The sequence below is a fragment of the Rhodococcus opacus B4 genome (genome assembly GCF_000010805.1).
In the GTDB taxonomy this organism is placed as follows: Bacteria; Actinomycetota; Actinomycetes; order Mycobacteriales; family Mycobacteriaceae; genus Rhodococcus_F; species Rhodococcus_F opacus_C.
Map to the genome: position 1 here is coordinate 3,267,127 of NC_012522.1, position 13,708 is coordinate 3,280,834.

General features: G+C 65.2%; 12 protein-coding genes and 2 riboswitches. Of the genes, 6 read left to right on the forward strand and 6 right to left on the reverse strand.

Features of this window, described 5'->3' with window-relative positions:
* Positions 1–135: 135 nt before the first annotated feature.
* A complete protein-coding gene (locus tag ROP_RS15025) occupies positions 136–744 on the reverse strand; it encodes a TetR/AcrR family transcriptional regulator (protein ID WP_012690237.1) in 609 nt (202 codons plus the stop codon).
* A gap of 400 nt (positions 745–1,144) precedes the next feature.
* Between ROP_RS15025 and ROP_RS15030 the strand changes: the two genes are divergently transcribed.
* Positions 1,145–1,618, forward strand: coding sequence for an Lrp/AsnC family transcriptional regulator (locus ROP_RS15030; RefSeq protein ID WP_012690238.1), 474 nt, complete (start codon positions 1,145–1,147; stop codon positions 1,616–1,618).
* Positions 1,619–1,631: 13 nt separating this feature from the next.
* Here the strand turns inward: ROP_RS15030 and ROP_RS15035 are convergent, their stop codons facing one another.
* On the reverse strand, positions 1,632–2,987 hold the full coding sequence (locus tag ROP_RS15035) for an MFS transporter (protein WP_050785208.1): 1,356 nt from the start codon (positions 2,985–2,987) through the stop codon (positions 1,632–1,634).
* Between the two features lie 303 nt (positions 2,988–3,290).
* On the opposite strand from ROP_RS15035, the gene ROP_RS15040 reads away from it, so the two are divergent.
* Complete coding sequence (locus tag ROP_RS15040) at positions 3,291–4,106, forward strand: enoyl-CoA hydratase (protein WP_231868920.1); 816 nt, start codon at positions 3,291–3,293, stop codon at positions 4,104–4,106.
* Between the two features lie 132 nt (positions 4,107–4,238).
* Positions 4,239–4,434, forward strand: a riboswitch (cobalamin riboswitch).
* A 135-nt stretch (positions 4,435–4,569) separates the two neighbouring features.
* Positions 4,570–6,831: a 5-methyltetrahydropteroyltriglutamate--homocysteine S-methyltransferase gene (gene metE / locus ROP_RS15045; protein ID WP_012690241.1), complete on the forward strand. Its 2,262-nt coding sequence runs from the start codon at positions 4,570–4,572 to the stop codon at positions 6,829–6,831.
* A 22-nt stretch (positions 6,832–6,853) separates the two neighbouring features.
* Here the strand turns inward: metE and ROP_RS43200 are convergent, their stop codons facing one another.
* Positions 6,854–7,000 carry a hypothetical protein gene (locus ROP_RS43200; RefSeq protein WP_158306510.1) on the reverse strand — a complete coding sequence of 49 codons (147 nt, stop codon included), beginning with the start codon at positions 6,998–7,000 and terminating at the stop codon, positions 6,854–6,856.
* A 189-nt stretch (positions 7,001–7,189) separates the two neighbouring features.
* Here ROP_RS43200 and ROP_RS15050 point away from each other — a divergent pair, with 189 nt between their 5' ends.
* The 3 genes from ROP_RS15050 (at position 7,190) to ROP_RS15060 (ending at position 10,399) form a co-directional block, all read left to right on the forward strand.
* The gene (locus ROP_RS15050; protein WP_012690242.1) at positions 7,190–8,143 is read left to right on the forward strand and encodes a LysR family transcriptional regulator; all 954 of its coding nucleotides are present in this window, start codon (positions 7,190–7,192) and stop codon (positions 8,141–8,143) included.
* Positions 8,144–8,375: 232 nt separating this feature from the next.
* Positions 8,376–9,347, forward strand: a complete 972-nt coding sequence (locus ROP_RS15055; RefSeq protein WP_012690243.1) for a putative oxygenase MesX — start codon at positions 8,376–8,378, stop codon at positions 9,345–9,347.
* A 26-nt stretch (positions 9,348–9,373) separates the two neighbouring features.
* On the forward strand, positions 9,374–10,399 hold the full coding sequence (locus ROP_RS15060) for a methionine synthase (RefSeq protein ID WP_012690244.1): 1,026 nt from the start codon (positions 9,374–9,376) through the stop codon (positions 10,397–10,399).
* Between the two features lie 188 nt (positions 10,400–10,587).
* Here ROP_RS15060 and ROP_RS15065 read toward each other — a convergent pair whose 3' ends face one another.
* The 3 genes from ROP_RS15065 to ROP_RS15075 are packed head-to-tail and all read right to left on the reverse strand — an operon-like array spanning position 10,588 to position 13,450.
* Entirely contained in the window at positions 10,588–11,376 is a 789-nt protein-coding gene (locus tag ROP_RS15065) for an ABC transporter ATP-binding protein (RefSeq protein ID WP_012690245.1), read from the reverse strand.
* Complete coding sequence (locus tag ROP_RS15070; RefSeq protein ID WP_012690246.1) at positions 11,373–12,407, reverse strand: FecCD family ABC transporter permease; 1,035 nt, start codon at positions 12,405–12,407, stop codon at positions 11,373–11,375. Before ROP_RS15070 ends, ROP_RS15065 begins: the two co-directional genes overlap by 4 nt.
* Before the next feature lie 2 nt (positions 12,408–12,409).
* The gene (locus ROP_RS15075; protein ID WP_012690247.1) at positions 12,410–13,450 is read right to left on the reverse strand and encodes an ABC transporter substrate-binding protein; all 1,041 of its coding nucleotides are present in this window, start codon (positions 13,448–13,450) and stop codon (positions 12,410–12,412) included.
* Between the two features lie 42 nt (positions 13,451–13,492).
* A riboswitch (cobalamin riboswitch) is annotated at positions 13,493–13,637 on the reverse strand.
* Between the last annotated feature and the right edge of the window lie 71 nt (positions 13,638–13,708).

Genomic DNA, 13,708 nt, shown 5'->3' on the forward strand with positions numbered 1-13,708 from the left:
GCTGACCGCCCGAGCCAGCCTTCGCGATCCGCGAGCCACAATCGGACGGTAGACGGGAATCGCTCATCCCTCGCAATAGCGGGTGACGGGTGAGCGATTCCCGACGCAGTTGAGCAGCCTCCCCTTGACGGGTTTTCAGCCGGCTGCCGTCACTTGCGGGATTCGGTGCGCGTCGGCGAGGCGTTCCAGGGATTCGGCGATGACATCGACTGTCGTGTCACGCATGACCGGATCCTTGAAGGTCAGCCATTGTGGAACCAGACCATCTGCAACCGAGGCGATGGTTCGAGCCAGAACCTCGACCAACTTGACGTCGTCGTCGGGCCTCAACCCCTGACGCAGCAAGCCTTCGAGCATGTCGAGATGGACTTGATACAGCCGCTTCGCCAGGTCGCTGTCTTGCCTCAAGACCCAGAAGAACATTTCCAATTGGGCCTGCGCGTATGTCTGCTCCTTTCCGAACCATGCTGCGACCTGACGCAGAAGTCCCGCCGCCGCGCGGCCGAGTCCTGAGCCTTCGCGCACGTGAAAACCTTCTCTTAACTGCGTCGCGGCCATATCCTCGTAGATGGCGAGGAACAGCTCCTCTTTCGTATGGAAGCAGTAGTGCAAGCTCGCAAGCGGTGCCTGCGCACGTTCCGCGATGCGTCGAGTGGTCGCACCATGCACACCGCGTTCGGCAATAATCTGCACCGCCGCGGTGATGAAGTCCTCTCGGCGTTGCCCGGCCGGCAGACGTGCCATCTTCGCTCCTCGCTTCTTCCATAAATCCAGTAGCAGTCAGCCTACCGGATACTGGATCTGTTGACTTGGTCGCGGTATTGACTGAGCGTGGAACGGCAGCGTGGCGCCGACATGCGCGCGCTGGGATCACCACCACCTCGACGCCGACGCGCTATTTATCATGTCGTACTCGAACGGGATCCAGCCTGAGTGCGTCATCCCCACCGGAACCGGAGCATGTGATGAAAACCGAGCGTTCACAACCGCGGCTCGCTCTGACACTGCAGCGCGATCGCCTCCGCGTCGATGCGCGGCACCACGACGACGTCCTCGTGCAGCGCGCGCACCATGCGCAGGTTCCGTCTATCAAATGACGCAGAATGCCCACCCCTCGAACCGGGAGCGGGGGATACTGAGCTACATGTCGAGACTCGACCGAACCGACGCCCGCCTGCTGCTCGCGCTGTGCGACGCTCCCCGCGCAACCGGCGTCCAGCTGGCGACGCTGCTGGGGATGGCTCGGAATACCGTGCAGGCACGAATGTCTCGCTGGGAGGAGCAGCGCGTGCTCGCACCGGTCGACCGCTGCGTATCACCCCGCGACCTGGGGTACCCCTTGCAGGCGTTCGTCACCGCGGTGGTCGACCAGCACCGCCTCGAGGACGTCATCGAACATCTGCGGGACATCGCCGAGGTCGTCGAGGTCGTCGGCATCTCGGGAGCGGCAGACCTGCACATCGGCGTGGTCGCTGTCGATGCCGACGACCTGTATCGCGTCGCGGGCCTCATTCTCGCCGTGCCCGGGATCGAGCGCACCACGGTGTCCGTCGCCATGCGCGACGCCATCCCCTACCGGACCCGCCCACTGCTCGAGCGGATCGCCGAGGAGCACTGACCCGGGCGCGCACTCAACGACCGGCGGTGACCATCCCGTTGTCGGCGCCTTCGATACTGCACGTGGCACTTACGCGGGACCTGAGCACGAGAACCAGGATCACGGCGACGAGCATGACCGCCCCCACGACCCACAGTCCGGCGCGTGCGTTTCCGGTGGCGTCGAACAGCCACCCGGTGACGTACGGAGCCCCGAAACCGCTCATGTTGCCCACCGAGTTGACGACGGCGATGCCCGCCGCGGCGCCCGCTCCGGTCAGGAACGTGCTGGGCAGGTACCAGAACACGGGCAGTGCGCAGAACACGCCGACCGCGTTGACGGTGACCGCGATCATCGTCGTGAGCGGCGACTGCATGTACAGGGCGACCGGGATCGAGACGGCTCCGATCAGGGTGGGCATGGCGACGTGCCAGATCCGCTCACCTGTCCGGTCGGAGTGCCTGCTCCACAACACCATTGCGACGGCGCCGACCGCGAACGGAACCGCGACGATCAACCCGGTGGTGAACAGCGAGAAGTCGGTGGCGAACGTCTTCTGGAAGCCCGCGACGATGCTGGGCAGGAAGAAGCTGAGCGAGTACAGCCCGTAGGTGATCCCGAAATAGACGAGGCCCAGCATCCAGACACGGGAATCCGTCAGCGCCCGCCGCACCGACCCACTGATGCGGGAACCGGATTCCGAGGCCTCGGATTCGAGTTCACTAGTGAGCCAGCCTTTTTCGTCTTCATCCAGCCATCCGGCCTGCGACGGCCGGTCCGTCAGGTAGAACCAGGTGACCACCGCGAGCAGGACGGCGGGTATTCCCTCGATCAGGAACATGACCCGCCAGCCGGAGAGTCCGAAGATCCCGTCCCAGTATTGGATGATGGCGCTCGACAACGGTGCTCCGAGCGCCGACGACACCGGCAGCGCGAGAAGGAACAGACCCATCAGCCGCACCCGGTAGGCGCGCGGGAACCACAGGGTCAGGTAGAGCAGGACGCCGGGGAAGAAGCCGGCCTCGGCGATACCCAGCAACATCCGCAGCGTGTACAGCGATCCGACATTGGGCACGAAAGCCATGGCCGCCGCGATGATTCCCCACGTGAGCATTATCCGGGCGATCCAGCGCCGCGCCCCGAACCTGTGCAGCGCGAGATTGCTCGGCACCTCGAACAGGAGATACCCGATGAAGAAGAGACCGGAGGCCAGGCCGAACATGGTCTCGGTCAGGCCGAGTTCCTCGCTCATGGTCAGCTTCGCCAGCCCGATATTGGTCCGGTCGAGGTAGTTGACGAAGTAGGCCAGGCCGAGGAACGGAATGAGCCGCCGGGCGACCTTCCGGACCACCCTCGCCTCGATCTCGGGTTTCTGCAGTACGGACGACATGAATGCCTCGGCTTTCTGGAGAGCGGGCGACGTGACGTGGACCACTGTATGAGCCGGATCTGCACGACACTATGGAGAAACCACACATGCGACGCCCGGATGAATGGAGGGATTGTCATCTGGGCGTCGCCCCCGGGGAATTCGCCTCTCACCGTGGTTGCAATATTCGCAAACCGCCTCGTCGCATATCGCACAATTACTCAGCTGCAACATATTTCACCGATCCGATCGGCGCCGTAGCGTAATCGGTGCCGCACACCGAAGGGTGTGATCGAACGGGTGAGCAGTGAGGACGGGAATGCGATGACGACCATGACGACGGGCACTGCAGAAGTGGCCGCGGAGTTCACCGTCCCGGATCTGCTCGTCGAGGAGGCGGACACGGTTGTGACGGTCACGTTCAACCGGCCGGGCAAGCTCAACTCGCTGACACCGCAGATGTACGAAGACCTCGGTCGCGTGTGTGAGCGGGTGAACGTGGATCCGGCGGTGCGGTTGCTGGTCGTCCGCGGTGCCGGCCGGGCATTCGCTGCCGGCTCCGACATCGCGCACTTCCGGTCCTTCACCGATGGTGAGGACGGGGTGGAGTACGAGAACCGGTTCGTGGCGGTGCTCGCGCGCCTGGAACGGGTGCGGGTGCCGACGTTGGCGGTGATCGACGGACCTTGTGTGGGTGCGGGGTTGATCGTCGCGGCGGCGTGCGATGTCCGGGTCGCGACCACGCGCTCGTATTTCGGATTGCCGATCGCCCGCACCCTGGGCAACGCGCTGTCCGCGTATCCGCTGGCGCTGCTCGCCGACAGGTTGGGCTCGGCCCGGCTGGCATCGATGGTGGCGCGGGCCAGGATGCTGCCTGCCGCCGAGGCAGCGTCGATCGGATTCGTGGCCGAGACCGCCGTCCCCGACCACTTCGACGACCTGGTGGCCGTCGTGACCGGGGACCTACTCGCCGCCGCGCCCTTGACGGTGTGCTCGACCCGTGAGGTGCTGCGCCGAATCCGGACCACGGTATTGCCGGAGTCCGCGGACCTGGTCCGCGCCGCGTACGGGAGCGACGATTTCCGGGCGGGGGTGGCCGCGTTCCTGCGGGGCGAACGCGCGGAGTGGTCGGGAAGGTGAGCATCGGTGGCGTCCCGAGGCGGGTCCGGCGGGGTGTCCCACCCGGGCGGGTGGTGTCCTATGCTGACCGGTGCAGCTGGTTCGCCCGGCTCGGTCGTGAGGAGCCCCGAAGACCGCACCGGGCGTCGAAGCACCGCGGATCCCTGCCGGGGTTTCGGGGTGTGAGAGGGAACCCGGTGAGAATCCGGGACTGTCCCGCAGCGGTGAGTGGGAACGACCGCCGTCATCATGCACTGGGCATTTGCCTGGGAAGCGACGGCCACTAGGTCCGGTGGATGCCACCGGGGGCCCACGAGTCCGAAGACCTGCCGACTGTGTCGGGCACGCCGTGCCCGACGGTCCACCGCCTCGGGGAATGGGCGTGTAGGCCTTCTCGTGTCGCAGCATGCGTTGTCTCGGGCTCGAGAGGTGTACTCGTTTCTGCCGGTGGTGGTCCTTCCCTGCCTGTAACTGGAGAAACACCGTGACCACCCTCTTCACCGCGACCGTACTGGGATCACCTCGCATCGGTCCGAACCGCGAACTCAAGAAGGCCGTCGAGGCCTACTGGGCGGGCCGCGCCGACGCCGCCGCCCTGACCGAGGTCGGCGCCGACCTGCGCCGACGAAACTGGACCGACCTGCGCGATGCCGGGCTCGATTCGATCCCGGTCAATACGTTCTCGTACTACGACCAGGTCCTCGACACCGCCGTGATGCTCGGTGCCCTGCCCGACCGAGTCGCCGGCATCGGCAATGACCTCGACCGGTACTTCGCCGCCGCCCGCGGCACCGACACCGTCACCCCGCTGGAGATGACGAAGTGGTTCGACACCAACTACCACTACCTCGTCCCCGAGATCGCCCCCTCCACCACGTTCACCCTGGACGCGTCGAAGGTGATCGGCGAACTCGGTGAGGCGCTCGAACTCGGCATCGCGGCCCGCCCGGTGATCGTGGGCCCGGTGACGTTCCTGCTGCTGTCGAAGACCGTCGGCTCGGACGCACCCCTGCTCGAGCGCATCGACGAGCTGGTGCCGTTGTATGCGGATCTGCTGACCCGGCTCCACGACTCCGGCGCCGAGTGGGTGCAGATCGACGAACCGGCCCTGGTCGCCGACCGCACCCCACAGGAGATCGCCACCGCCAAGCGCGTCTACGACCAGCTCTCCGCCGTCGAATCCCGTCCCGCGATCCTGCTGGCGTCGTACTTCGGCAGCCTCGGCGACGCGCTGCCCGCGCTCGCCTCGACCGGGGTCGAGGGCATCGCGGTCGATCTGGTCGCCGGATCCGACACCCTCGCCGCGGTTCCCGAGCTGACCCGCAAGCATGTCGTCGCCGGTGTGGTGGACGGTCGCAACGTCTGGCGCACCGACCTCGAGCACGCGCTGACCACCCTCGGCACCGCGTTGGGCAGCACCGGATCACTGGCGGTGTCCACCTCCTGCTCGCTGCTGCACGTCCCCTACACGCTCGATGCGGAGCGGTCTGTGGACGCGGCGCTGCGTTCGTGGCTGGCGTTCGGGTCGGAGAAGGTCCGCGAGGTGGTGACCCTGGCCACCGCATTGACGCAGGGCCGGCAGGCGGTGGAGGGACGGTTCGCGCTGGACCGGGCGGCACGAGCGACCCGGGCCACGGATTCGCGGCTGCACGACGGCGCGATCCGGGCTCGGCTGGAGTCAATCCTGTCGTCCGATCCCGGGAGGTCTCCGGCGGATCGGCGTCGTGAGGCGCAGGCCGGGTTGAATCTGCCGTTGCTGCCGACCACCACGATCGGCTCGTACCCGCAGACGACGGAGATCCGCCTCGCCCGCGCGTCCTTGCGCAAGGGTGCGATCACGAAGGCGGAATACCACGATCGGATGCGCGCCGAGATCGCCGATGTCATTGCCCTGCAGGAGAAACTGGGCCTCGACGTCCTCGTGCACGGCGAACCGGAACGCAACGACATGGTGCAGTACTTCGCCGAGCAGTTGGACGGGTTCTTCGCCACCGAGAACGGCTGGGTACAGTCGTACGGGTCCCGGTGCGTACGTCCGCCGATCCTCTACGGCGACGTGCGCCGGCCGAACCCGATGACCGTCGACTGGATCACCTACGCCCAGTCCCTCACCCAGCGCCCGGTCAAGGGCATGCTCACCGGTCCGGTCACCATCCTGGCGTGGTCGTTCGTGCGCGACGACCAACCACTGGCCGACTCGGCGAACCAGGTCGCCCTCGCCATCCGCGACGAGACGGTGGACCTGCAGGGCGCCGGGATCCGGATCGTCCAGGTCGACGAACCCGCACTGCGCGAACTCCTCCCACTGCGGGCGGCCGAGCAGACCGCCTACCTGGACTGGTCGGTCGGGGCGTTCCGGCTCGCCACCTCCGGAGTCGCCGACACCACGCAGATCCACACCCACCTGTGCTACTCGGAGTTCGGTGAGGTCATCGACGCCATCGCCAACCTCGACGCCGACGTCACCTCCATCGAGGCGGCCCGCTCACACATGGAAGTTCTGGGTGACCTCAACGCCGTCGGCTTCGACCTCGGCGTCGGCCCCGGCGTCTACGACATCCACTCCCCGCGCGTGCCGAGCGTGGCGGAGATCGCAACGTCGCTGAGGGAGGCACTCGATGCAGTCCCCGCGCAGCGGTTGTGGGTCAACCCCGACTGCGGACTGAAGACCCGCGGCCCGGTGGAGGTGGAGGCATCCCTGCGTAACCTCGTCGACGCCGCGAAGCTGGTCCGCGCCGGCCTCTGACCCCGGGACGCAGTTCCTGGGGTCAGGCGACGACGGGACGCTGGGTGACGACGGAGCGTTGTGCGACGACGGTGTACTCCGACAGCGGGCGGATCAGGGCGTTGGAGTCTCCCTGCTCGACGATGTGCGCCGCAGGTCCGGCGGCGAGCGTCCCAAGAGGTGCATTCACATCTGGTGAGAAGCCCATTCCCTCACTGGCAGTATGGGGTCAGGGGTTCGAGTCCCTTGGCTTCACAATCACGAAACCCGTTCCGGCTGAGTCGGAGCGGGTTTTGTCATCGTCGGGCGGCCTCGAGCCGATCGTCGCTGACGCGCCCATGGACGGCACACCGGTGTACAGGTGCGATAGGTTTTTGCCATGGCACGGGACATCGCGAGAACGGTGCGGGGAATCACCCTTCAGCAGTTGCGGTACTTCGTGGAGGTGGCCGCCGAAGGATCCATCAGTGCCGCGGCGGACCTGCTGTATGTCGCGCAACCGACCATGTCGGCCGCGCTGAAAGACCTCGAACGTCGCGTGGGACGTACGCTCTTCGTTCGCTCGACCCGTGGGGTGACGCTCACCGAAGACGGGGCGGAATTTCTCGGCTACGCGCGCCAGGTGGTCGAGCAATCGGAACTCCTGGAACAGCGTTATCTTGGCCGCGGGCCCTCGCGCCGGCTCCTGGCCGTATCAACTCAGCACTACTCATTCGTCGTCGACGCCTTCGCCCGCATGGTGAAAGCGTCTGAGGCCGCGGAGTACGCGTTCAGTCTTCGAGAGACCCGCACGTGGGACATCATCGAGGATGTTCGCACGCTGCGAAGTGAACTCGGTGTGCTCTATCGCAACGAGTTCAACGCAAACGTGATCAACAAGCTGATTCGCGAAGCAGGGCTGGTCTTCACGCCGCTGTTTCTGGCGTCGCCGCATATCTTCATCGCCCGCACGAACCCTCTCGCAGGGCGAGAGAGTGTGGCGCTGAGTGATCTTGAAGATTTGCCCCGGCTCACGTTCGACCAGGGTGTGAACAACTCCTTCTACCTCGCTGAAGAGATCCTCTCCACCCGTTCATCGAAGCAAGACATTCGGGTCAGCGATCGAGCGACCATCTTCAACCTCATGATCGGTCTGGGCGGGTACACCATCTCTACCGGCATCGTCTCGGACGATCTCGATCCGTCTATCGTCGCTGTTCCGCTCGACGTGGACGATCGCATCGAGATCGGTTGGATCGGTCATGCCTCGGTGTCTTTGACCGCCCAGGCTCAGCGCTTCGTGGCGGAGATGCGCGACGTCGTTTCGGGGTTCGGAGTCGATCTGCTGGCATAGGCATTGACTATATCCAGCTATCGCAGGAGGTAATTAGGCTATGGCGGCGGGTCTACCTACACTGACTTCCACGCCACTTCGAACAGTCGGCTCCCGGGGTTTTCGGCCTGAAAGATCGGCCCTGGACCATCGGGAGATTCGGTTGAAGTGCTGCGAAAACTCAGGCAGTGAACCCGTGCGGTGACGCGCTCGTCGCTGCACTCACCGCAAGTGATTGGGGCAACTGATCAGCATGACGAACGACTGTGTTTTCAGCATTAGCACGACGCGCTTCGATGAGGACTACACCCCGACGACCAACTCGCGCAGCACGACAAACTTCGCGAATCTCGCACGTGGCGAGGATCGTCGGCAGAATCTGCGCAACGCGGTGACGATGATGAACACCCGTGTCAACGAGGTGGTGCACTGGGACAATCCGCGTGGTGACCGCTACGAACTCGAACTCGACATCGTCTCGGTGGACCTGCATCTCGCGTCGGCCGGGGATGACGCCGCGTTTCCGGTGATCGAAGTGCTCGACGTCGACATCGTCGATACCACTACGGGCGCCCGCACGGAGGGCATCGTCGGAAACAACTTCTCCTCCTACATTCGCGACTACGATTTCAGCGTTCGGCTTCCGGGGCACCAAGCGACGGGAATCCCCAGCGACTTCGGCGATCTGCACGGGCAGGTCTTTCAGCGTTTTGTTGAATCGGACGAGTATCGCGAACGGTTCTCGCAGCCACCAGTCATCTGCATCAGCGTTTCGACGTCCAGGACGTACCGCCGACTCACGAATTACCACCCGATTCTTGGGGTGGAGTATGTGGCAGAGGAGAAGTCGCTCACCGATCAGTACTTCGGAAAGATGGGGCTCAGGGTTCGCTACTTCATGCCTCAGGGGTCCGTCGCTCCATTGGCCTTTTACCACCGCGGTGACTTGCTCAACGACTATTCATTCCTCGCACTCGCGGGAACGATCGCGACGATGGAGACGTTTCAGAAGATCTATCGTCCCGAGATCTACAACGCGAACACTGCGGCGTCGGAGGTGTACCAGCCGAGTCTCGACAACGGCAACTATTCACTTCCGCAAGTGAGCTACGACCGTGTCGAGCGCACTCAGCTCGCGACCACACAGGGAAAGTTCACCGAGGTGAATCTCATGAAACCGTATGGCCCTGTTCTTGAACGGTGGGCTACCAAGCAATCCGCCTGACCGTGTGAGACCGAAAGGTACCAGAGATGAACACACTCCTGCCCACCTCGATCGTCGGTAGCCTGCCCAAGCCCTCGTGGCTTTCGGAGCCAGAGAAGCTCTGGTCGCCGTGGAAGTTGCGAGACGACGAACTGCGCGAAGGGAAACTCGACGCCCAGACGCTCGCAGCACATGAGCAGCGTCGCGCCGGGCTCGACATCATCAGCGATGGTGAACAGACGCGTCAGCATTTCGTGACCACGTTCATCGAGCACCTCAGTGGCGTTGACTTCGACCGGCGCGAGACCGTGCGAATTCGTGACCGTTACGATGCGAGCGTCCCGACGGTTGTCGGCGCGGTGAGCCGCGAAAAGTCAGTGTTCGCAGCGGATGCAACGCGTCTTCGAGCAGCGACCGACCGGCCGATCAAATGGGCCCTGCCCGGCCCTATGACAATGATCGACACGCTCTATGACGACCACTACAAGAGTCGCGAAACGCTCGCATGGGAGTTCGCGACAATCCTGAACCAAGAAGCAAGGGACTTGGAAGCGGCCGGCGTCGACATAATCCAGATCGATGAGCCCGCTTTCAACGTGTTCTTCGACGAACTGAAAGACTGGGGGGTAACGGCGCTCGAGCGTGCGACCGAAGGGCTGAGCTGCGAAACTGCCGTTCACATCTGTTACGGCTACGGCATCAAAGCCAACACCGACTGGAAGGCAACGCTCGGGGCAGAGTGGCGCCAGTACGAAGAGTCGTTTCCACTGTTGCAACAGTCATCGATCGACATCGTGTCGCTGGAGAGCCACAATTCGCGGGTACCTGTCGACCTGATCGAACTGCTTCGGGGCAAGAAGGTCATGCTGGGTGCGATCGATGTGGCGAGCGACACCATCGAGACGCCCGAAGAGGTCGCCGCAACCCTTCGTCGCGCACTCCCGTTTGTTGACGCAGACAAGCTCTACCCGAGTACCAATTGCGGTATGGCGCCACTGGGCCGACGCGTCGCACGAGACAAGATGGTCGCGCTCGCCGCTGGGGCTGAACTCCTGCGACGTGAGTTGTCCTAGCGACTCCGACGACTCGGCGGCACCCGAGTACGTGTGACATCGGCACTGCGGGATTGCCCGTGCTGCTGTGGATAGAACGGCTGGGTTCGTCAGTTCTGCGGCTACGTTATGGCCCTCCAGATAGAATTGATGTTTCGTAACGTCGCCGAAAGAGGCACTCAAAGCGGTTCCGGCGCAGCGGTTGTGGATCAGCGGTCGGCGAAATACCGTGAGGACCGCGGCCGGTACGTGACGGTCGGGTAGCCGGTGACGGGATCGACGGCGACCCCAGCCCGCACGTTGTACACCTGCTCGACGAGGGCCTCGGTGATCACCTCGGCGGGGCGGCCGGCGGCCACGATGCGGCCGGCCTTCAGCACCACCACGCGGTCGCAGAACATCGCGGCCAGGTTGAGGTCGTGGAGGGCAATGTAACTGGTGAGGGGAAGTTCCGCCACCAGGGACAGGATGTCGAGCTGATGCTGGATGTCCAGGTGGTTGGTCGGTTCGTCGAGCAGCAGTTCGTCCGGTTCCTGTGCGAGGGCCCGCGCGATCTGGGCGCGCTGCCGCTCCCCACCGGACAGGGTGTGCCACAGTCGGTGCGACTTCGACGTCATGCAGGTGTGCTCGAGCGCCCGCTCGACGGCCGAGGTGTCCGCCGACTCGTCGCCGCCGAAGACCCCGCGGTGCGGTATCCGGCCGAGTCGGACCACGTCGAGCACGGTGATGTCGACCTCGGTGTCGGAATGCTGATCGACCATCGCCACCCGGCGCGCGATCTGCCGTCGTCGGAGGGTCCTGATGTCGGTGCCGTCGAGGAGGACACTGCCGGAGCCCGGTTCCGCGAGCCCGCTGAGCAGTCGCAGTAGCGAGGACTTGCCCGAGCCGTTGGGGCCGAGCAGTCCGATCGTTTCGCCGACGGCGGGATCCACGGATACCCCGTCGAGCACGAGGTGTCCGCCGCGGCTCCAGCCGAGGTTCTTCGCGTGCAACGTCATCGGCTGGTCCTCATGCGGAAGAGGATGACGGCGAAGGCCGGAACGCCGATCAGGGCGGTGACGACGCCGACGGGAACCTCTTGCGGTGCGAACACCGTGCGGGCGATCGCGTCCACCCACACCATGAAGACGGCACCGACCACGGCGGTGGTGGGGAGCAGCCGGCTGTGCCGGGGACCGACGAGGAACCGTGCGGCGTGCGGCAGGACCAGTCCGACGAACCCGATCGCGCCTGCGGCGCTCACCAGGGCGGCGGTGACGAGTGCGGTGATGGTCAGCAGGAGGATCCGAATCCATCGCACAGACACCCCGAGTGCGGCGGCCGCGGAGTTCCCGAACGTGAACGCGTCCAGCGCCGACGACTGGGTCAGGCACACCAGCAGTCCCACAAGAGTGACTGCCCCGCACAGGGTGACGTCGGCCCAATCGGCACCGGAGAGCGAACCGAGCAGCCAGAACAGCACCCCGCGGGTCTGCTCGGCGTCTGCCGACGAGATCACGATGAACGACGTCAACGCCGAGAACAGCTGCGTCCCAGCCACTCCCGCGAGCACCACCCGGGACGTACCGCCGCCTGCGCCGGCAGCGAGCAGCATCACCAGGGCGAACGAGATCACCGCGCCCGCGAACGCTCCCGCCGACAGCGACACCGCGCCTGCACCGAGACCGAGGACCGCGACGAGCACCGCCCCGGTGGACGCCCCCGACGAGATGCCGAGCACGAACGGATCGGCGAGCGGATTCCGCAACAGCGACTGCATGATCGCCCCGCACAGCGCGAGTCCCGCGCCGCAGACGGCGGCGAGGAGGGTGCGGGGCAGTCTCAGTTCCCAGACGATGCCCTCTTTGATGCGGCTGATGTCGGTGGCGCCGAATCCGAGGCGCTCGAACACAACCGCGTAGACGTCGCCGACGGACAGGCTGGCGGGTCCGATCGTGATGACGACGGCGATCGACGCCGCCAGTACGGCGAGCCCGCCGAGCAGGCATGCCCCGAGCAGCGGCCGGGAGTCGAACCGTGTGGCCACCACGGTCAGTTCGCCAGTCCCCACTGCTTCAGCGCGGCCGCGGTCTTCTCCACCCCGTCGATGGTGCGGATCGACGGGTTCAGGTCGGCGCCGTTGACCACGATGTACCGCTTGTCGCGGACGGCGGCGAGCCGCTGGGTGACCGGGTTCGATTCGAGGAACGCGATCTTGCTGTCGAGAGCGTCACCGTCGATGCTGCGGCGACTCAGGTCCGCGAGGACGAGGGCGGTCGGGTCGCGGTCGAGGACGCTCTCCCAGCTGACCTGGGGCCATTCGTTGGTGGTGTCGGCGAAGATATTGTCGGCGCCGACGGAGTTGGTGATGATGCCCGAGGATCCGCAGCAGCCCGCCATGTACGGAGTGTTGGTGTCGGCGAACCAGTACGCGAGGGAGACGCCGGACGCCTCGACCTCCCGCGACGCGGCGTCGAATCGCTGCTGCAGTTCCGCGACGAACTGCTCGCCGCGGTCGCGGACGTCGAAGATGGCGGCGAGTTCGCGGATCTCCTTGTAGACGGTGTCGATGCGCAGCGGTTCGGTGCGTGCCCCGTCCGCATTCACGCTCTCGTCCGTCTTGCCGTCGCAGTCGGTGGGCGAGAGGTAGCTGGGGACGCCGAGTTGGTCGAACTGGTTCCGGTCGGCGACACCGCCCGGACCGAGAGTGCCGCCGAACGAGGCCGACACGAAGTCGGGTTCGGTGTCGAGGACCACCTCGAACGACGGCTTGTTGTCGGCGAGCCGCGGAACCTTCACGTTGTCTTCGGCCAGGTTGTCGCGGATAGGGTCGGTCCAGGTGGCGGTTCCCACCATCCGGTCGGCAAGGCCGAGGGAGAGCAGGATCTCGGTCGAGCCCTGGTTGAGCGACACCGCTCGTTGCGGCGGGGCGTCGATGGTGACGGTGTGCCCGCAGTTTTCGATGGTCATCGGAAAGCTCGAGGACGCCGAGGCCTTCTCGGGCGCCGGTGCGTCGGACGACGACGAGCATGCCGAGACCAGAAGGGCCGAGCCGGCAGTGAGGGCGGCGAGGTGCCGCCAAGACGTGCGCATGAAGAGCGAACTCCTTCATCAGGGCCCAGTCGCGGAGCCGAGGATCGTCACAACTCGATCGACGAGTAGTCGGACTCCGAACCAAAGGGTTCGTTACCGTTGCGCGTCAGCCCCGGATTTCCACCGGGTTCCCTCGCCGATCCTGGCCGCATGGACGGCCTCGGACACCATATACGGCGGTCACAGACATGTGTGGGTGCGCCCCGGGGTCAGGAGACGGTGATGCCCACGCGCTGACCCCGGGACGCAGTTCGTGGG

Coding starts and splice junctions, on each gene's coding strand:
- ROP_RS15025 (WP_012690237.1), bottom strand. CDS start 744: ATGGCACGTCTGCCGGCCGGGCAACGCCGAGAGGACTTCATCACCGCG.
- ROP_RS15030 (WP_012690238.1), top strand. CDS start 1,145: ATGTCGAGACTCGACCGAACCGACGCCCGCCTGCTGCTCGCGCTGTGC.
- ROP_RS15035 (WP_050785208.1), bottom strand. CDS start 2,987: ATGTCGTCCGTACTGCAGAAACCCGAGATCGAGGCGAGGGTGGTCCGG.
- ROP_RS15040 (WP_231868920.1), top strand. CDS start 3,291: ATGACGACCATGACGACGGGCACTGCAGAAGTGGCCGCGGAGTTCACC.
- ROP_RS15050 (WP_012690242.1), top strand. CDS start 7,190: ATGGCACGGGACATCGCGAGAACGGTGCGGGGAATCACCCTTCAGCAG.
- ROP_RS15055 (WP_012690243.1), top strand. CDS start 8,376: ATGACGAACGACTGTGTTTTCAGCATTAGCACGACGCGCTTCGATGAG.
- ROP_RS15060 (WP_012690244.1), top strand. CDS start 9,374: ATGAACACACTCCTGCCCACCTCGATCGTCGGTAGCCTGCCCAAGCCC.
- ROP_RS15065 (WP_012690245.1), bottom strand. CDS start 11,376: ATGACGTTGCACGCGAAGAACCTCGGCTGGAGCCGCGGCGGACACCTC.
- ROP_RS15075 (WP_012690247.1), bottom strand. CDS start 13,450: ATGCGCACGTCTTGGCGGCACCTCGCCGCCCTCACTGCCGGCTCGGCC.